Annotated in this window: 15 protein-coding genes; 10 read left to right on the top strand and 5 right to left on the bottom strand. The window is 61.5% G+C overall.

Annotation, left to right across the window (positions count from 1 at the left end; genetic code table 11):
* Window positions 1-42 precede the first annotated feature (42 nt).
* From hslV to P3C50_RS07355, 4 genes are all read right to left on the bottom strand, one after another.
* Window positions 43-573 carry an ATP-dependent protease subunit HslV gene (gene hslV / locus P3C50_RS07370; protein ID WP_004372920.1) on the bottom strand — a complete coding sequence of 177 codons (531 nt, stop codon included), beginning with the start codon at window positions 571-573 and terminating at the stop codon, window positions 43-45.
* A gap of 96 nt (window positions 574-669) precedes the next feature.
* Entirely contained in the window at window positions 670-1,344 is a 675-nt protein-coding gene (locus P3C50_RS07365) for an SPOR domain-containing protein (RefSeq protein WP_275545498.1), read from the bottom strand.
* Window positions 1,345-3,084: an arginine--tRNA ligase gene (argS, locus tag P3C50_RS07360; RefSeq protein WP_275545497.1), complete on the bottom strand. Its 1,740-nt coding sequence runs from the start codon at window positions 3,082-3,084 to the stop codon at window positions 1,345-1,347.
* Between the two features lie 201 nt (window positions 3,085-3,285).
* The gene (locus P3C50_RS07355) at window positions 3,286-5,505 is read right to left on the bottom strand and encodes a primosomal protein N' (RefSeq protein ID WP_197856966.1); all 2,220 of its coding nucleotides are present in this window, start codon (window positions 5,503-5,505) and stop codon (window positions 3,286-3,288) included.
* Between the two features lie 158 nt (window positions 5,506-5,663).
* Between P3C50_RS07355 and rpmE the strand changes: the two genes are divergently transcribed.
* From rpmE to P3C50_RS07335, 4 genes are all read left to right on the top strand, one after another.
* A complete protein-coding gene (gene rpmE, locus P3C50_RS07350) occupies window positions 5,664-5,876 on the top strand; it encodes a 50S ribosomal protein L31 (protein ID WP_003459015.1) in 213 nt (70 codons plus the stop codon).
* A 26-nt stretch (window positions 5,877-5,902) separates the two neighbouring features.
* Window positions 5,903-6,703, top strand: a complete 801-nt coding sequence (locus tag P3C50_RS07345) for a thermonuclease family protein (protein WP_197856967.1) — start codon at window positions 5,903-5,905, stop codon at window positions 6,701-6,703.
* Entirely contained in the window at window positions 6,700-8,136 is a 1,437-nt protein-coding gene (locus P3C50_RS07340) for a M48 family metalloprotease (protein WP_275545496.1), read from the top strand. The genes P3C50_RS07345 and P3C50_RS07340 overlap by 4 nt, the downstream gene beginning before the upstream one ends.
* Window positions 8,137-8,240: 104 nt before the next feature.
* Window positions 8,241-9,509, top strand: coding sequence for a malic enzyme-like NAD(P)-binding protein (locus tag P3C50_RS07335; RefSeq protein WP_197856969.1), 1,269 nt, complete (start codon window positions 8,241-8,243; stop codon window positions 9,507-9,509).
* A gap of 170 nt (window positions 9,510-9,679) precedes the next feature.
* Here P3C50_RS07335 and P3C50_RS07330 read toward each other — a convergent pair whose 3' ends face one another.
* Window positions 9,680-12,091: a penicillin-binding protein 1A gene (locus P3C50_RS07330; RefSeq protein WP_275545495.1), complete on the bottom strand. Its 2,412-nt coding sequence runs from the start codon at window positions 12,089-12,091 to the stop codon at window positions 9,680-9,682.
* A gap of 181 nt (window positions 12,092-12,272) precedes the next feature.
* On the opposite strand from P3C50_RS07330, the gene P3C50_RS07325 reads away from it, so the two are divergent.
* The 6 genes from P3C50_RS07325 to aroK are packed head-to-tail and all read left to right on the top strand — an operon-like array spanning window position 12,273 to window position 17,747.
* Entirely contained in the window at window positions 12,273-13,337 is a 1,065-nt protein-coding gene (locus tag P3C50_RS07325) for a pilus assembly protein PilM (RefSeq protein WP_197856971.1), read from the top strand.
* On the top strand, window positions 13,337-13,909 hold the full coding sequence (gene pilN / locus P3C50_RS07320) for a type 4a pilus biogenesis protein PilN (RefSeq protein ID WP_275545494.1): 573 nt from the start codon (window positions 13,337-13,339) through the stop codon (window positions 13,907-13,909). The genes P3C50_RS07325 and pilN overlap by 1 nt, the downstream gene beginning before the upstream one ends.
* Complete coding sequence (gene pilO / locus P3C50_RS07315; RefSeq protein WP_275545493.1) at window positions 13,906-14,526, top strand: type 4a pilus biogenesis protein PilO; 621 nt, start codon at window positions 13,906-13,908, stop codon at window positions 14,524-14,526. Before pilN ends, pilO begins: the two co-directional genes overlap by 4 nt.
* On the top strand, window positions 14,526-15,050 hold the full coding sequence (gene pilP, locus P3C50_RS07310) for a type 4a pilus biogenesis lipoprotein PilP (RefSeq protein ID WP_275545492.1): 525 nt from the start codon (window positions 14,526-14,528) through the stop codon (window positions 15,048-15,050). The genes pilO and pilP overlap by 1 nt, the downstream gene beginning before the upstream one ends.
* A 55-nt stretch (window positions 15,051-15,105) precedes the next feature.
* On the top strand, window positions 15,106-17,223 hold the full coding sequence (gene pilQ, locus P3C50_RS07305) for a type IV pilus secretin PilQ (RefSeq protein WP_275545491.1): 2,118 nt from the start codon (window positions 15,106-15,108) through the stop codon (window positions 17,221-17,223).
* 5 nt (window positions 17,224-17,228) lie between these two features.
* The gene (aroK, locus tag P3C50_RS07300) at window positions 17,229-17,747 is read left to right on the top strand and encodes a shikimate kinase AroK (RefSeq protein ID WP_197856975.1); all 519 of its coding nucleotides are present in this window, start codon (window positions 17,229-17,231) and stop codon (window positions 17,745-17,747) included.

Here is a 17,747-nt window from a genome sequence, read left to right as displayed (position 1 = left end):
AATTGGGCTCGCAATAAACGGAAAGCGGTGAGGCAGTGGACGCTACTCGGCGGCGTCCAGTTCCTCTATTGTCTGGTGGTGGTTGGTGAACACGCAGATGTCGCCGGCGATGCCGAGCGCGGTTTGCGCCACTTCGAGAGCGGAGAGGTCCGTCTTCATCAACAGCGCACGCGCGGCGGCCTGGGCGAAGTTGCCGCCGGAGCCCATGGCGATCAGGCCTTCCTCGGGTTCGACTACGTCACCGTTGCCGGTGATGATCAAGGATGCGTCCTTGTTAGCGACTGCCAGCATGGCCTCAAGGCGGCTCAGGCTACGGTCGGTGCGCCAGTCCTTAGCCAGCTCGACGGCGGCTCGCACCAGGTGGCCCTGATGTTTTTCCAGTTGGCCTTCGAAGCGTTCGAACAGGGTGAAGGCATCGGCGGTGGCGCCGGCGAAGCCGGCCAGCACCTGGCCGTGGTACAGGCGGCGAACCTTCTTGGCGTTGCCCTTCATAACGGTGTTGCCGAGCGATACCTGGCCGTCGCCAGCCATCACGACCTTGCCGTGGCGGCGCACTGAAACGATGGTGGTCAAGGGTGAATCTCCACGCTGCGGGGCGAACTTGCCCGAATGGAAACTCAGATGGGGTGCGCGCCGCGGCTTTTCAACCAGCGGCGGGTGAATCGACGATCAGCGGACCTGGCGCTGCTGTAACAGCAGATTGCTGTAGCCGTTGCCGGCCAGGGTCTTCTGCGCTGTCGCCAGTTGCTCACGACTGGCGAAGGGGCCGACCAGTACGCGGTGCCAGGTTTCCTCACGCACCTTGCCGGTTTCCACCCGTACATTCTGGCCGAGCAGGATGATCTGCGCGCGCAGGGTATCGGCGTCGTCACGCTTGCGGAAAGAGCCGGCCTGGAGGAAGAACTGCGTGGTGACCGGCGCGCTGGCCAGCACCGGCGGCGGGGGCGGCGGCACTTCGCCTTTGAGCGCAGCTTCGGCGCGGGCGGTGTCGATCTTCGCGGCTTCTTCCGGGGTGACCGGTTTTTGCTCCGGTGCAGGCGGCGGCGTTTCCTCCAGGGCCTGCGGCAGGATCACTTCCGACTCCGGCAGCAGGGTGTAGAAGTCGTACTTGGGCCTGGCCGGCTCGGGCTGCGTCGGCTTGGGCTCGGGTTTGCTGCTGCGCACCTGCTCGCCCTTGTCGCGCTTGATCTCGTCACGGCCCGGTTCGAGGCTGAACAGGAACATGAAGAACCCGCCAACCACCAGGCCGCAGGCCAGCCAGATCCAGCCCGGTACGGGCTTTTTCGCCGGGGCCTGATAGCGACTGGCGCCGCGTTTCGGCGCCGGCTTCTTGCGCGCTGCCATTTACATCCGCTCCAGAGTTTCCAGGCCGAGCAGCTCCAGGCCTTGCTTGAGGGTACGGCCAGTGAGGGCGGTCAGGCGCAGACGGCTGTTGCGCGTGGCTTCGTCCTCGGCAGTCAGGATCGGGCAGTTTTCGTAGAAGCTGGAGAACAGCCCGGCCAGGTCGTACAGGTAGCTGCACAGCATGTGCGGCGTGCCCTTCTCGGCGACGCTGCCCAGCAGCTCGCCAAACTGCGCCAGTTTGGCGGCCAGGGCCTGCTCATGCTCGGCGACCAGGGTAATCTGTCCGCCGATCTCGTCCACGCCCTTGCCGAGTTTGCGGAACACGCCCGCGACGCGGGTGTAGGCATACAGCAGGTACGGCGCAGTGTTGCCCTCGAAGCTCAGCATCAGGTCGAAGTTGAAGCTGTAGTCGCTGGTGCGGTGCTTGGACAGGTCGGCGTACTTCACCGAGGCGATGCCGACCACGCGGGCGATCTGGCGCAGCTCGTCTTCAGCCAGCTCCGGGTTCTTGTCCTTGACCAGGGCGTAGGCGCGCTGCTCGGCCTCGTCGAGCAGTTGCACCAGCTTCACGGTGCCGCCGTCGCGGGTCTTGAACGGGCGACCATCCGGGCCATTCATGGTGCCGAAGCCCATGTGTTCCATGTCCATGCTGGCCGGTACGAAGCCGGCCAGGCGCGCGCAGGCGAAGACCATCTGGAAGTGCAGGGCCTGGCGCTGGTCGACGAAGTACAGCACGCGATCGGCCTTGAGCGTGCCGGCGCGGTAGCGGGTGGCTGCCAGGTCGGTGGTGGCGTACAGGTAGCCGCCGCCGGCCTTCTGCACGATCAGCGGCAGCGGGTTGCCTTCGGCGTTCTTGAATTCGTCCATGAAGACGCACTGCGCACCGTTGTCTTCGGTCAGCAGACCCTTGGCGGCGAGGTCTGCGACCACCTGCGGCAGGTCGTGGTTATAGGCGCTCTCGCCCTTGACGTCAGCCATGGAGAGCTTGACGCCGAGGCGGTCGTACAGCGCCTGACAGTGCGACAGGGAGATGTCGTTGAAGCGGTGCCACAGGCGCAGGCACTCGGCGTCGCCGGCCTGCAGCTGGACCACCAGCTCGCGGGCGCGGTCGGCGAACTCGGGCGATTCGTCGAAGCGCTTCTTGGCCGCGCGGTAGAAACCTTCCAGGTCGGCCAGCTCGCTTTCGGCAGCCGCCGGATTTTCCTGCATGTAGGCCAGCAGCATGCCGAACTGGGTGCCCCAATCGCCGACGTGGTTCTGGCGGATCACGCTGTCGCCGAGGAACTCCAGCACGCGCGCCACGCCGTCGCCGATGATGGTCGAACGCAGGTGGCCGACGTGCATCTCCTTGGCCAGGTTGGGCGCGGACAGGTCGACCACCACGCGCTGCACCGGGCCGTTCTTGCGTACGCCGAGTTTGGCATCGGCCAGTGCCGCTTCCAGGCGCTGTGCCAGGGCATCGCTGTTCTGGAAGAAATTGAGGAAGCCGGGGCCGGCGATTTCCACCTTGGTGATCTGCTCGTCGGCCGGCAGGGCAGCGATCAGCTTCTCGGCCAGGTCGCGCGGCTTCATGCCGGCTGGTTTGGCCAGCATCATGGCGATGTTGCTGGCGAAATCGCCGTGGCTCTTGTCCTTGGTGTTCTCCACCTGGATGGCCGGCGTCAGGCCCGCAGGCAGCACGCCTTCGGCGGTCAGGCGGTCGAGGGCTTGCTGGATCAGGTGGCGAATGCTGTCTTTCATGTTCGGCTCGGGTTGCCTTGGGGCTTTGGTCGAAAACTGCGCATTATAAGAGCAGCGACAAGCTGCAAGCCACAAGCGGCAAGGAAAAGCGTGCCGCGTTTTTCTTCGCCGCCGCGTTTGCGTGGGTAGGGTGGGTTTCAGCCCACCAAGGGTGACCGCTGTTGGTGGGCTGAAGCGGATCGCCGCCCGGCCCACGCTACGCTAGAACAGGTCAATCGGGTCCACGTCCAGCGACCAGCGCACCGCGCGGCCGCTGGGCATCTGCTCCAGCGCATGCAGCCAGCGATTGAGCAGGCGGTGCAGCGGGGCGCGGGCATTGCCCTGCAGCAGCAACTGCGCACGGAAACGCCCGGCGCGACGCTCCATCGGCGCCGGTACCGGGCCGAGCAGTTCGATACCGGACAAGTCCAGCTCACCCAGCAGATGCTCGGCCTCGCTGCAGGCTTCATCGAGGAAGCTCTCGGCCTGGCCAGGCTTGTGCGCTTCGGCGCGCAGCAGGGCCAGGTGGCAGAACGGCGGCAGGCCGGCGCTGCGCCGCTCGCTCAACGCCTGCTCGGCGAAGGCGAAGTAGCCCTGTTCGGTCAGTTGCACCAGCAGCGGATGGTCGGCCAGGTGGCTCTGGATGATCACCTTGCCCGGTTCCTCGGCGCGCCCGGCGCGCCCGGCCACCTGTACGATCAACTGCGCCATGCGCTCGCTGGCGCGAAAGTCAGCCGAGAACAGGCCACCGTCGGCATCGAGAATCGACACCAGCGTCACTCGCGGGAAGTGGTGACCCTTGGCAAGCATTTGCGTGCCGACCAGGATGCACGGCTCGCCCTTGTTGATGGTGGCGAACAGGCGATCCATCGCGCCTTTGCGCGAGGTGCTGTCGCGATCGATGCGTAGCACCGGGTAATCAGGGAACAGCACCGCCAGGCGCTCTTCGGCGCGCTCGGTGCCCGCGCCGACCGGGCGCAGGTCGACGTGCTGGCATTTCGGGCAGTTGCTCGGCTGTCGCTCGACATGGCCGCAGTGATGGCAGCGCAGCTCCTGATAACGCTGGTGCACGGTCATGCGCGCGTCGCAGCGTGGGCACTCCGATAGCCAGCCGCAATCATGGCAGAGCAGGGTTGGGGCGAAGCCGCGGCGGTTGAGGAACACCAGCACCTGCTGGCCGGCTGCGAGGGTCTGGGCGATGGCCTGCTGCATCGGCCCGGAAATGCCCGAGTCCAGTGGCCGGCTCTTCACGTCCAGACGCAGGAAGCGCGGCTGGCTGGCGCCGCCGGCGCGCTGGGTCAGCTTGAGCAGGGCGTAGCGGCCGCTGTGGGCGTTGTGCAGGCTTTCCAGCGAGGGTGTGGCTGAGCCGAGGACGATCGGTACGTCTTCCTGACGCGCGCGAACCAACGCCAGGTCGCGGGCGTGGTAGCGCAGGCCTTCCTGCTGTTTATAGGAAGCATCGTGTTCTTCGTCGACGATGATCAGCCCCGGATTCTTCATCGGCGTGAACAGCGCCGAGCGGGTGCCAATGATGATGTCGGCCTCGCCATCGCGCGCCGCCAACCAGGCGTCAAGACGATCGCGGTCGTTCACCGCCGAGTGCAGCAGGGCGATGCGTGCGTTGAAGCGGCGGGCGAAACGGTCGAAGGTCTGTGGGCCAAGGTTGATCTCGGGGATCAGCACCAGCGCCTGCTTGCCGGCCTCCAGGCATTGGTGGATAAGCTGCAGGTACACCTCGGTCTTGCCGCTGCCGGTGACGCCCGCGAGCAGAAACGCATTGAACTGGTCCCAACCTGACGCCACGGCATTCACCGCGGCCCGTTGCTCGGCGTTCAGCGGCAGTTCCGGTTGTGCCAGCCAGTGTGCGGGCTTGGCGTGAGGCTGAGTGCGGCGCACCTCTACCCGTACCAGGCCCTTCTCATGCAGCAACTGCAGGCTGTCGCGGTTGAGTTGCAGCTGGCTGAGCAGGCTGTGGGCCACACCGTGCGGATGTTGCGCCAGTGCCTTGAGTGCGTCGCGCTGGCGCGGAGCGCGGGCCAGCCGTGGGTCGTCGACGCTGGCGCCCTTGCTGGCCAGCCAGTAACGCTCCTGGCGGGTTTCGGCCGGCTCGCCCTGGCGCAGCAGCACCGGCAAGGCCCAGCTCAGGGTGTCGCCGAGGCTGTGCTGGTAATACTGTGCCGTCCACAGACACAGTTTGAACAGCGGCGCCGGCAACGGTGGGCGGGCGTCGAGCAGCTCCAGGGCGGGCTTGAGCTTGTCGAGTGGAACTTCGCTCTGGCTGTCGACTTCCACCAGCACGCCAATCATCTCGCGACGGCCGAAGGGTACGCGCAGGCGCACGCCAGGCTGCAAGGCGCTGCGCGACACGCCAGCGGGGGCGAGGTAGTCGAACAGGCGGCGCAGCGGCGAGGGCAGGGCGAGGCGCAGGATCAAGTCGGGCAAGCCAGGAGCTCCGTTGACAGGCTGGCGATCTTAGCACGCGACGACCGGCGCCTTGCGCGGCTTGCATCGACTCGCGCGTCTGGTAAGATGCGCGGCCTATTTCTGTGCGGTGCCTGACATTGGTCGGGTGGCGGCACGACTACCCCGAGGAAAGCACCATGAAAGCCGATATCCATCCGAACTACGTTGAAATCGACGCCACCTGCTCCTGCGGCAACGTGATCAAGACCCGCTCCACCCTGGGCAAGAACCTGAGCCTGGACGTTTGCTCCGAGTGCCACCCGTTCTACACCGGTAAGCAGAAAGTGCTGGACACCGGCGGCCGTATCGATCGCTTCAAGCAGCGCTTCGGCGTATTCGGCGCCAAGTAAGCGGCCGAATCGAAACGGAATCTGGCATGCGCCACTCCGTGCTACTGAAAAAGGCGTCCCTGGTGGGCGCCTTTTTCGTTTCTCTGCTTTGCGTCGATCTGGCGCAGGCCTTCTGTCCGCTGCGCGCCGATCTGGCTCCGGTCGCCGTGCGCCAGGTGGTCGACGGCGATACCGTGCGCCTGGCCGACGGCCGCAGCATTCGCCTGATCGGCATCAATACGCCGGAACTGGGGCGCAAGGGGCGCAGCGACGAGCCTTATGCCGTGCAGGCCAAGCGTCGTCTGCAGGCGCTGGTCGATGCCAGCGATGGCCGCGTCGGCCTGCTCTACGGCAAGCAGCGCAAGGACCGCTACGGCCGCACCCTGGCCCATCTTTACGACCGCCAGGGGCGTAATCTCGAAGCGCAATTGCTCGGCGAAGGCCTCGGTTTCATGGTTGCGGTGGCGCCCAATGCTGCGCTGGCGACCTGCCAGGCACAGGCCGAGCGCCAGGCGCGCAGCAAGCGCCTCGGCGTGTGGCGTGACGAGCAGGTGAAGACGGCTGGCCAGTTGCAGGGAGGCGGCTTCGCCCTGCTCGGCGGCCGGGTTGTCGGCGTGCAGCGCAATCGTGGCGGCCTGTGGCTCGATCTCGATGGCGGTCGGGTCCTGCGCGTGTCGCCCGAACTGCTCGGCGAGTTCGACGTGCCTGCCTTGCAGAAACTCAAGGGGCGGCGAGTGGAGGCGCGGGGTTGGGTCATCGACCGGCAGAGCCGCGGTGGCTTGAAATCCGGGCAGGCGCGCTGGATGCTGCCGCTTACCCATTCGGCGATGCTGGAGGTGTTGCCATGATTCGTGCATTGATGCTGTGTCTGTTGTGCAGCTGGTTGGCGGGTTGCGCGGTCAATCCCGCGACCGGTCGCACCGATTTCGTGATGATGAGCGAACGCCAGGAGCTGGACCTCGGTGCGCGCTACAACCAGGAAATTCTCAAGCAATACCCGCGCTACGAGGATGCCAAGCTGCAGGCCTATATCCAGCGTGTCGGCGAGCGGGTGGCGCGCAGCAGCCATCGCAATCAGCTCAACTACGTCTTCACCTTGGTCGACAGTCCGGACGTCAACGCCTTCGCGCTGCCGGGTGGCTACATCTATATCCATCGTGGCCTGCTGGCCTACCTCAACTCGGAGGCGGAGCTGGCCGCCGTGCTGGGCCATGAGGTCGGTCACGTGACGGCCCGTCACAGCGTGCGCCAGCAGAGCCAGTCCACGGCCTGGGGGCTGCTCGGCCAGGCCGCGGCCATCGGCACCGGTGTGGGCGCGGTGGGCGATCTGACCAGTGCCATGGGCAACGCCTTCGTGCGCGGCTACGGCCGCGACATGGAGCTGGAGGCCGATGGCCTGGGCGCGCAATACCTGGCGCGCGGGGGCTATGACCCGCAGGCAATGATCGAAGTGGTCAAGGTGCTCAAGGGGCAGGAGGATTTCGCCCGCGAGCAGGCCGCCAGGCGCGGCGAAGCCCCGGCAGCGGGCAGCTATCACGGCTTGTTCGACACCCACCCGGACAACGATCGTCGTCTGCAGGAAGTGATCGGCCCGGCGCGGGCGCTGGTCGGCAGTAACCAGGAAGTGGGTCGGGACAATTTTCTGCAGATGCTCGACGGCCTGGTGTTCGGCGATTCGGCCGCCAGCGGAATTCGCCGCGGACGCAATTTCTATCACGGTGAACTGGATTTCACCCTGAGCTATCCGCAGGGCTGGCAGCTGGTCAATCGTCCCGATGTGCTGATCGGTCACACCCCGGATGAGCAAGCCTTTATCGCAATGACCCTGGAGGCGGCGGACAAGCAGCTTTCGCCTGCCGAATTCCTGCGCAAGCGCGCTGGCAATCAGCGCCTGGTTGCTGGCGAAGAACTGCGCCTGGGGGCACTGCAAGGCTATACAGCGGTGTTGCAGGGGCAGTCGGCGCGGCGTGTTGCGGTGATCTATCGAGGCGACAATGCGTACCTGTTCGTGGCAGCGGTAAAAGGGCGCGCTTCGCTGGAAACCGAGGATCAGCGCTTCCTCGACGTCATCCGCAGTTACCGGCCGCTGAAGGCGAGAGAACGCAAGCTGGCCGAGCCGGTGCGCCTGCATCTGGTGAAGGCCAAGGCGGGACAGAGCCTCTCCGCTCTGGCCAAGGATTTGCCGCTGTCGACCGATGGCGAGGCCCAGTTGCGACTGCTCAACGGGCTCTACCCAAGCGGCGAACCGCGCCCTGGCGAGTGGCTGAAAACGCTGCGCTAGCGCGGCGCTTCAATCGCGACCGAACGGTCTTGTGCAGGTGTATACAACTTGCGTATCCTCGGCCGCCTGCCCGTTCAACAGCCAACAAAAGCGGAAATGCCACTATGTCAGATCTAAAAACTGCCGCTCTCGAATATCACGCCCAGCCCCGCCCCGGTAAGCTGAGCGTCGAGTTGACCAAAGCCACGGCCACTGCCCGCGACCTGTCGCTGGCCTACAGCCCGGGCGTTGCCGAGCCGGTACGCGAAATCGCGCGTGACGCCGAGCTGGCCTACCGTTACACCGGTAAAGGCAACCTGGTCGCCGTTATCTCCGACGGTACCGCCATTCTCGGTCTGGGTAACCTCGGCCCGCTGGCTTCCAAGCCGGTGATGGAAGGTAAAGGCGTGCTGTTCAAGCGTTTCGCCGGTATCGACGTGTTCGATATCGAAGTCGATTCGGAAAGTCCGCAGGCTTTCATCGACACCGTAAAACGCATCTCCATCACCTTCGGCGGCATCAACTTGGAAGATATCAAGGCCCCCGAGTGCTTCGAGATCGAGCGCGCGCTGATCGAACAGTGCGACATCCCGGTATTCCACGATGACCAGCATGGCACCGCGATCGTGACCGCCGCCGGCATGCTCAACGCCTTGGAAATCGCCGGCAAGACCCTGGAAGCGGCGAAGATCGTATGCCTGGGCGCCGGTGCAGCCGCCATCTCCTGCATGAAGCTGCTGGTGAGCATGGGTGCCAAGGTCGAGAACATCTTCATGATCGACCGCAAGGGCGTGATCCATGCCGGTCGCGATGACCTGAACCAGTACAAGGCCGTGTTCGCCACCGAGACCGACAAGCGCACTCTGTCCGACGCTCTCGATGGTGCTGACGTGTTCGTCGGTCTGTCCGGTGCCAACCTGCTGAGCCCGGAAGACCTCAACCGCATGGCGGCCAACCCGATCGTCTTCGCCTGCTCCAACCCGGACCCGGAAATCAAGCCGGAGCTGGCGCACGAGACCCGCGGCGACGTGATCATGGCCACCGGTCGTTCCGACTACCCGAACCAGGTCAACAACGTGCTGGGCTTCCCCTTCATCTTCCGCGGTGCTCTGGACGTTCGCGCCACTCGCATCAACGAAGAGATGAAGATCGCCGCTGCCCTGGCGCTGCGCGACCTGGCCAAGTTGCCGGTGCCGCAGGACGTCTGCGACGCTTACGGCGGTATCGAGCTGTCGTTCGGCCGTGAGTACATCATTCCAAAGCCGATGGATCAGCGTCTGATCACTGTGGTTTGCGATGCCGTGGCCAAGGCCGCCATCGAATCCGGTGTGGCGACCCTGCCCTATCCGAAGCACTATCCGCTGAAGTCGGTGGATGACGTGTTCAACGGCTAAGCCGTTCGGATGGAAATAAAAAAACCCGCTTCGGCGGGTTTTTTTATTGAGCCTCATGCTGCCAGCAAGAGAAAAATCGCCGCCGGCGCATGATCGTAGCGCCGGTATCCCAAGTGCTCCCCGCGCCGCTTCTACTTGGCGCCTGAGGCTTGCAGCTTGTGGCTGCTTCTCTAGAACAGATCGATCGGCGCCATCTCGTCAGCCGGCAGCGGGCTGCCAGGAGCGCCCATGCCCGGTTCGAACTCGCTCATGGGTGGCGGTGAATCTTCGCTCTTGAACAGTTCGAAGTAGGCGTCCGGTGTGCCGGGCACGGCGGCGCGACCGCTGACCGGATCGACGCGCAGGGTCAGCAGGCCCTTGGGTTCCTTGGGCAGATGGCTTGGACGATCCTTGAGTACCGGGCCCATGTAGTTCATCCAGATAGGCAGGGCCACGGTGCCGCCGTATTCATGGCGTCCCAGGCTCTCCGGCTGATCGAAGCCGGCCCAGACGGTGGTCACGTAGTCGGCGTTGTAGCCGGAAAACCAGCTGTCCTTGGACTCGTTGGTGGTGCCGGTCTTGCCTGCCAGGTCGTTGCGTCCCAGCGCCAGGGCGCGGCGGCCGGTACCGCGCTTGATCACGTCCTGCAGCATGCTGGTCATGATGTAGGCCGTGCGCTCGTCAATGATCTGTTCGGCGACCTTGGGATCTTCCTGGGGCAGGTCGTCAACCGCGTTCACCGCCAGGTTGGCGTTCTCCTCTGTCGGCTCGCTGCCAGGGACGCGCGCCGGGTTGGCGCGGAACAGCGGCTTGCCGTTGCGGTCGTCGATGCGTTCGATCAGGTAGGGCTCGATCTTGTAGCCACCATTGGCAAAGGTGGCCCAGCCTTCGGCGATTTCCATCGGCGTCAGGCTTGCAGTGCCGAGGGCCAGCGACAGGTTGCGTGGTAGGTCCTGCGGAGCGAAGCCAAAGCGTTCGATGTAGCGCAGGCTGCGGTCGATGCCCATATCCTGCAGCAGGCGGATCGACACCAGGTTGCGCGACTTGTACAGCGCCTCGCGCATGCGGATCGGGCCGAGGAACGTGTTGTTGTCGTTCTTCGGCCGCCACTTTTGCGACAGGTAGTCGTCAGAGAGGATGATCGGCGCATCGTTGACCAGGGTTGCCGCGGTATAGCCGCTATCGAGTGCCGCACTATAAATGAAGGGTTTGAAGCTGGAGCCTGGCTGACGCTTGGCCTGCACGGCGCGGTTGTAGTTGCTCTGGTCGAAGGAGAAGCCGCCGACCAGGGCCTGAATGGCGCCGCTGTAAGGATCGAGGGAAACCAGCGCGCTTTGCGCCGCCGGCACCTGGGTAAAGAACAGGCTGCCATCCTCCTGGCGTTGCACGCGCACGATATCGCCGACCTTGGCGACATCGCCGGGCTGCTGCGGGCGCGGGCCCAGGCTGTTGGTATTGAGGAAGGGGCGCGCCCATTTCATGCTGTCCCAGGACACGGCCTGCTCTTCGCCGTCGCGGGTCAGCACGAGGATGCCGCTCTTCTCGACCTGGGTCACCACTGCAGGCTCCAGGCCACCGATGCTGCGGAACTTGCCCAGTTCGCTGAGCCAGGTTTCGCGGGTCATGCCCGGTAGGCGGCTTTCGGGGCCGCGATAGCCGTGGCGCTGGTCGTAGGCGATCAGCCCATCACGCAACGCGGTGTCGGCCACTTCCTGCAGGTGGCTGGGCACCGTAGTGGTGACGTTGAAGCCCTCTGTGTAGGCCTCGCTGCCATAGCGCCCGACCATCTCCGCCCGTGCCATCTCTGCTATATAAGGCGCGCTGAGTTCGGGGGTCGGTACGTGGTAGCGTGCGTCGACTTCTTCGGCCAGCGCTTGCTCATAGCTGGCCTGATCGATACGGCCGAGGCGATACAGGCGGCCGAGGATCCAGTCGCGGCGCTCCTTGGCGCGCGTCGGGTTGACCAGTGGGTTGTAGCGCGAAGGCGCTTTCGGCAGGCCGGCGATCATCGCCATCTGCGCCAGGTTCAGATCGCGGATCGACTTGCCGTAATACACCTGCGCGGCGGCTTCGATGCCATAGGCGCGGTGGCCGAGATAGATTTTGTTGACGTAGAGCTCGAGGATCTCGTCCTTGCTCAGCTCACGTTCGATCTGCAGCGCTAGGAGAATCTCGGTGGCTTTGCGCGAGAAGCTGCGCTCGCTGGTGAGGAAGAAGTTCTTCGCCACCTGCATGGTGATGGTGCTGCCGCCGCTCTGAATCTGACCGCTTTTCAATAATTGCGTGGCAGCGCGCATCAGGCTGGTCACATCGACGCCATAATGATTGGCGAAATTATCGTCTTCTGCTGCCAGCAGGGCGCTGATGAATTCCTTGGGGATTTCGTCGAAGCGAATGGGCGAGCGACGCATCTCGCCAAACTCGGCGATCAGCTTGGCATCGCTGCTGTAGACGCGCAGGGGGATCTGCAGCTGAACCTGGCGCAGCGATTCGACGGAAGGAAGCGTCGGGCTAAGATAAAGGAACGCGCCGCTGAAACTGAGCAGCAGCCCACAAAAAACGGCAACGCAAGACCACCAGATGAACTTCAGCAGGCGTATCAAAATGTTCGGAATTCCAAGTAAAAGAATGAGTTAAGCAGGAGTCGTGGCTCAAAGGGAAAAGCTGATCACATTATAAGCGTTTTTTTTCCCGGGGAGCCATTTGCGCTTCTGTCAAGACTGATATTTAATGTGGAAAAACATAAATAGTCCGTAAGTCGCGGATGCCAATAGGAAAACGGTCGTGCTAGGGCTCTTCACTAAGAAAGCGAATACGCTGCTGGGGATCGATATCAGCTCGACTTCGGTCAAGCTCCTCGAACTGAGTCGCTCGGGAAGCCGCTACAAGGTAGAGGCATACGCAGTCGAGCCACTCCCGGCAAATGCAGTGGTCGAGAAGAACATCGCCGAGCTGGAGGGGGTCGGTCAGGCGCTCTCCCGCGTGTTGGCCAAGGCCAAGAGCGGCGTCAAGACAGCGGCCGTTGCCGTTGCCGGTTCGGCCGTCATCACCAAAACCATCGAAATGGAAGCCGGGCTCTCCGAGGATGACCTGGAAAACCAGCTGAAGATCGAGGCCGACCAGTACATCCCTTATCCGCTGGAAGAAGTCGCCATCGATTTCGAGGTGCAGGGCCCGGCGCCGCGCAACCCCGAGCGGGTCGAGGTGTTGCTGGCTGCGTGCCGCAAGGAAAACGTCGAAGTCCGTGAGGCGGCGCTGGCGCTCGCCGGTCTGACTGCGAAGGTGGTCGATGTCGAGGCCTACGCGCTGGAGCGCGCCTACGGTCTGCTGGAGGCGCAGCTGGGCGGTGGGCATGACGAACTGACGGTCGCGGTGGTCGATATTGGTGCCACCATGACCACGCTCAGCGTTCTGCACAACGGTCGTACCATCTATACCCGTGAACAGCTTTTCGGCGGTCGACAACTGACCGAGGAAATCCAACGTCGCTATGGTCTGTCAGTCGAAGAAGCTGGCCTTGCCAAGAAGCAGGGTGGTCTTCCAGACGACTATGACAGTGAAGTGTTGCAACCGTTCAAAGAGGCTGTGGTTCAGCAGGTTTCGCGCTCGCTGCAGTTCTTCTTCGCCGCTGGGCAGTTCAACGATGTCGACTACATCCTCCTGGCTGGCGGTACCGCGTCCATCCCCGATCTTGATCGGCTGATCCAGCAAAAGATCGGTACGCAGACGCTAGTGGCCAATCCCTTTGCCGATATGGCGCTCAGCAGCAAGGTCAACGCCGGCGCGTTGGCCAGTGATGCGCCGGCACTGATGATTGCCTGTGGTCTGGCGATGAGGAGTTTCGACTGATGGCGCGGATTAACCTACTCCCCTGGCGCGAACAGCTGCGCGAAGAACGCAAGCAGCGGTTTCTGGTAAGTCTTGCCGGGGTTTTCATCGTTGCAGCTGGCCTGGTGTTTCTTGGCGATCAGTGGCTTAACGCTGCGATCAGTAATCAGAGCGCCCGCAATGATTTCATCAAAAAAGAAATTGCCGTTCTGGATGCGCGTATCAAGGAAATCAGTGAGCTGAAAACTCGCCGCCAGCAATTGTTGGAACGTATGAAGATTATTCAGGATCTTCAGGGCAATCGCCCGATCATTGGCCGTGTCTTCGATCAGTTGGTTCGGACATTGCCCGATGGCGTGTATTTCACCAATGTCAAAATGACCGGTAAGAACATTGCGATTGTCGGCGCTGCCGAATCCAACAATCGGGTTTCAAACCTTATGCGCAATCTGGACGGCTCCGAGTGGCTGGCCGCTCCAAATCTGACAGAAGTGAAGGCTGTCACGGCGGGGGCTCTGGATCAGGCGAACGTATTTCAGTTGACGGTTCAGCAAACGCAGCCTGATCAGGAAAAAGCGGAGGCGGCGCAATGAGTATCAAAACTTCTCTGGACAGCCTGCGCAGCATTGATGTCAATGACCTCGATATGAATAACGTCGGCTCTTGGCCGGCTGCCGTCAAGTTTATTGCTGGTCTGTTATTACTGATTATCGTTTTGGTGCTGGGCTACCAATTCCATCTCAAGGACCTGCAAAGCATTTTGGAGCAGCGTCAGCGGGAAGAGGTAACGCTAAAGGAACAGTTCACCAGTAAAGCTTTCCAGGCCGCTAATCTGGAAGCTTACAAAGAGCAAATGCAAGAAATGGAGGTGTCGTTCGGCGCCCTGTTGCGTCAGTTGCCGAGCGATACCGAGGTGCCGGGTTTGCTGGAAGACATTACCAGAACTGGTTTGGGTAGCGGGTTGGAGTTTGAAGAAATCAAACTTCTACCTGAAGTGGCTCAGCAGTTTTATATCGAGTTGCCTATCCAGATAAAGGTCACAGGTGGGTATCACGATCTCGCAACCTTCGTCAGTGGCGTTGCCAGTCTGCCGCGGATTGTTACGCTGCATGACTTCCAGTTGGCGCCTGCTAGTGCAGAAAGTTCGAGTCGACTGAATATGCAAATTATGGCCAAGACCTATCGCTATAATGATAAGGGGGCTCAATAATGAGTTTCTCTCGTTCAGCTCTGGTGGTGGGGCTTTTGCTTTTGGCGGGATGTGGCGGGAGCGGGGATTTTTCCGATTTGCGCGCTTATATGGATGATGCGCGGGCAAAACCTAAAGGCGCTATCGAACCGCTACCAACTTTTCAGCCTTATGAGAGCTTTACCTATCGGGCAGCCTCATTGCGTAGTCCGTTTCAGCCCCCGGTCAAGATTGATGTGGTTACCCGACAAAAAGGTGCTCCAGAGATCAAACCGGATGAGAGTCGTGTCAAACAGTTCCTCGAAGGTTTCAACATCGAAACTTTCGAGATGGTCGGTATCTTGAGGAACGATCGTGAATTGTTTGCGCTGGTTAGCGGTGCGGGGGGCGTTCACCGTGTCAAAGTGGGCGATTATCTGGGCCGCAATCACGGCAAGATACTTGTGATCGATGAGTCCAAGATCGATGTGATGGAAATTGTGCCGGATGGCGAAGGTGGCTGGCTTGAGCGACCACGCAGCCTTTCCTTGAAGGAGCGCTCCTGACGGGGTGATGTGAAAAATGAATACAAATAATCTGTCTGCCAAACGGGATACGAAAATGAATGGCTCTCTTTCGCGTCTTAGCGTCGCCCTGATGGCGGTGTTGCTGTCGCCCGCACTATTGGCGGCCAATCTACAAGATCTGGATGTAGCCAGTTTGCCTGGTGACCGGGTGGAGCTGAAGCTGTCCTTTGACGAGCCGGTAACTGCCCCGCGGGGATATACGATTGAGCAGCCTGCGCGCATTGCCCTGGACCTGCCCGGCGTGTCGAACAGGCTGGGCTCCAAGAACAGGGAACTGGGGGTCGGTAATGCGCGCAGCGTGACCATTGTCGAAGCCAAGGACCGCACCCGGCTGATTGTCAATCTGACCAATCTGGCACCTTATAGCACCCGAGTCGAAGGCAATGACTTGTTTGTTCTGGTCGGCGACACTTCCGCGGCTGCTTCGCGTCCGGCTGCTGCGCCTGCCGTCGCCAGCTCTGCGCCAGCGAAGAAAACCTACGGTCCGCAGCCTAAGGCCATTAGCAATATCGATTTTCAGCGTGGTGAGCAGGGCGAAGGCAATGTTGTGATCACGCTTTCCGACAAGTCAGTTGCGCCGGACATTCAGGAGCAGGGCGGCAAGATTCGACTCGACTTTGCAAAGACCGAATTGCCCGAGTCTTTGCGGGTTCGTCTTGATGTTAAGGATTTCGCGACGCCAGTTCAGTTCGTCAGTGCGACAGGCGGTGCGGATAAAACCAGCATCGTGATCGAGCCGGTCGGCTTGTACGATTACTTGGCTTATCAGACCGAAAACAAGTTGACCCTCAGTGTAAAGCCGCTCAGCCAGGACGATGCAGAGCGTCGTAATGCTGAGCGATTTGCATATACCGGTGAAAAGCTGTCGCTTAACTTTCAGGATATCGACGTGCGGTCCGTGCTGCAGTTGATTGCTGACTTTACCGATTTGAACCTGGTCGCCAGCGATACTGTGGCTGGCAACATCACATTGCGTTTGCAGAATGTGCCTTGGGACCAAGCGCTGGACTTGGTATTGAAGACCAAGGGGCTCGATAAGCGTCAGATTGGTAACGTTCTCCTGGTTGCGCCAGCCGATGAAATTGCCGCGCGTGAGCGTCAGGAGCTTGAGTCGCAGAAGCAAATCGCCGAGCTGGCTCCGCTACGTCGTGAATTGATTCAGGTTAACTATGCCAAAGCGACCGATATGGCCAAGCTCTTTCAATCGGTCACCAGCGCTGATGGTTCGCCTGACAGTCGTGGCTCTATCACGGTCGATGATCGTACCAACAGCATCATCGCGTATCAGACTCAGGAGCGTCTGGATGAGTTGCGTCGGATCGTTGCTCAACTCGATATTCCGGTGCGCCAGGTCATGATCGAGGCACGCATCGTTGAGGCCAACGTTGATTACGACAAGGCACTTGGTGTGCGCTGGGGGGGCTCGGTGCGTAATGGCCGTTGGGATGTAAGTGGCAAGGATGGCGTGCAGGGGTTTGACGAGGATACCGGGGCGAGGGCGCCATTCGTCGGCACTGACACAGTCGGAAATACTACCTTGGAGGATGGTTTGGCTCGGCTGCCATTCGTAGATATGGGCGTCCAAAACAGTACTTCTGGTATCGCTATTGGTTACTTAGGCAGTAATGTCGTGCTGGATTTGCAATTGTCCGCCATGGAAAAAACCGGGAATGGTGAGATCGTTTCCCAGCCCAAGGTGGTTACTTCCGACAAGGAGACGGCGAAGATCCTGAAAGGGCAAGAGGTTCCCTATCAAGAGGCGAGTTCGAGCGGCGCGACCAGTACGTCTTTCAAAGAGGCTGCTTTGGCCTTGGAGGTAACTCCGCAGATTACGCCGGATAACCGCATTATCATGGAAGTTAAGGTTACTAAGGATGCTCCTGATTTCGCCAATCTGGTCAACGGTGTGCCGCCGCTCAACAAGAACGAGGTTAACGCCAAGGTTCTGGTCAATGATGGTGAGACGATCGTAATTGGTGGTGTGTTCTCCAATACTCAGACGAGTGCGGTTGAGAAAGTGCCATTCCTGGGTGACCTTCCCTTCCTGGGGCGTGTGTTCCGTCGTGACATCATCCGGGATAACAAGGCCGAGTTGCTGGTTTTCATTACTCCGCGCATCATGAACAACCAAGCCATTGCCGTGAATCGATGACCTAAGTGCGGAATGTAATCCTCGTAGGCCCGATGGGAGCTGGAAAGAGCACCATCGGGCGTTTGCTTGCCAAAGAGCTGCGTTTGCCTTTCAAGGACTCCGATAAGGAGATTGAGCAGCGTACCGGTGCTGATATTCCCTGGATCTTCGATGTCGAGGGGGAGCAAGGCTTTCGTGAGCGGGAGCAGGCGGTGATCGCCGAGCTTTCGATGCAGGACGGCCTTGTATTGGCCACTGGCGGCGGGGCGGTCATGCGTTCAGAAAACCGTCGGGCTCTGCATGCTGGGGGGCGAGTCGTCTATCTGCATACCTCTGTGGAGCAGCAGATCGACCGTACCTCGCGTGATCGTAATCGTCCGTTGTTGCGCGCGGCCAATCCGGCTCAGGTGCTTCGGGACCTGATGGCCATGCGTGATCCTCTTTACCGAGAGGTCGCCGATATCGTCATCGAGACGGACGAGCGTCCGCCGCGTATGGTGGTTCAGGAAATTCTCTCGCGTCTGGAAGCCTTGTCGCCCCGTTAA

The sequence above is a fragment of the Pseudomonas sp. Marseille-Q0931 genome, assembly GCF_940789645.1.
Taxonomy (GTDB): Bacteria; Pseudomonadota; Gammaproteobacteria; order Pseudomonadales; family Pseudomonadaceae; genus Aquipseudomonas.
This window is presented reverse-complemented; position numbering and strand designations above follow the sequence as displayed.

Excerpts from the sequence above, each read along its gene's own strand:
- P3C50_RS07365 (WP_275545498.1), bottom strand. The coding sequence starts at position 1,344 with ATGGCAGCGCGCAAGAAGCCGGCGCCGAAACGCGGCGCCAGTCGCTAT.
- argS (WP_275545497.1), bottom strand. The coding sequence starts at position 3,084 with ATGAAAGACAGCATTCGCCACCTGATCCAGCAAGCCCTCGACCGCCTG.
- rpmE (WP_003459015.1), top strand. The coding sequence starts at position 5,664 with ATGAAAGCCGATATCCATCCGAACTACGTTGAAATCGACGCCACCTGC.
- P3C50_RS07345 (WP_197856967.1), top strand. The coding sequence starts at position 5,903 with ATGCGCCACTCCGTGCTACTGAAAAAGGCGTCCCTGGTGGGCGCCTTT.
- P3C50_RS07340 (WP_275545496.1), top strand. The coding sequence starts at position 6,700 with ATGATTCGTGCATTGATGCTGTGTCTGTTGTGCAGCTGGTTGGCGGGT.
- P3C50_RS07335 (WP_197856969.1), top strand. The coding sequence starts at position 8,241 with ATGTCAGATCTAAAAACTGCCGCTCTCGAATATCACGCCCAGCCCCGC.
- pilN (WP_275545494.1), top strand. The coding sequence starts at position 13,337 with ATGGCGCGGATTAACCTACTCCCCTGGCGCGAACAGCTGCGCGAAGAA.
- pilO (WP_275545493.1), top strand. The coding sequence starts at position 13,906 with ATGAGTATCAAAACTTCTCTGGACAGCCTGCGCAGCATTGATGTCAAT.
- pilP (WP_275545492.1), top strand. The coding sequence starts at position 14,526 with ATGAGTTTCTCTCGTTCAGCTCTGGTGGTGGGGCTTTTGCTTTTGGCG.
- pilQ (WP_275545491.1), top strand. The coding sequence starts at position 15,106 with ATGAATGGCTCTCTTTCGCGTCTTAGCGTCGCCCTGATGGCGGTGTTG.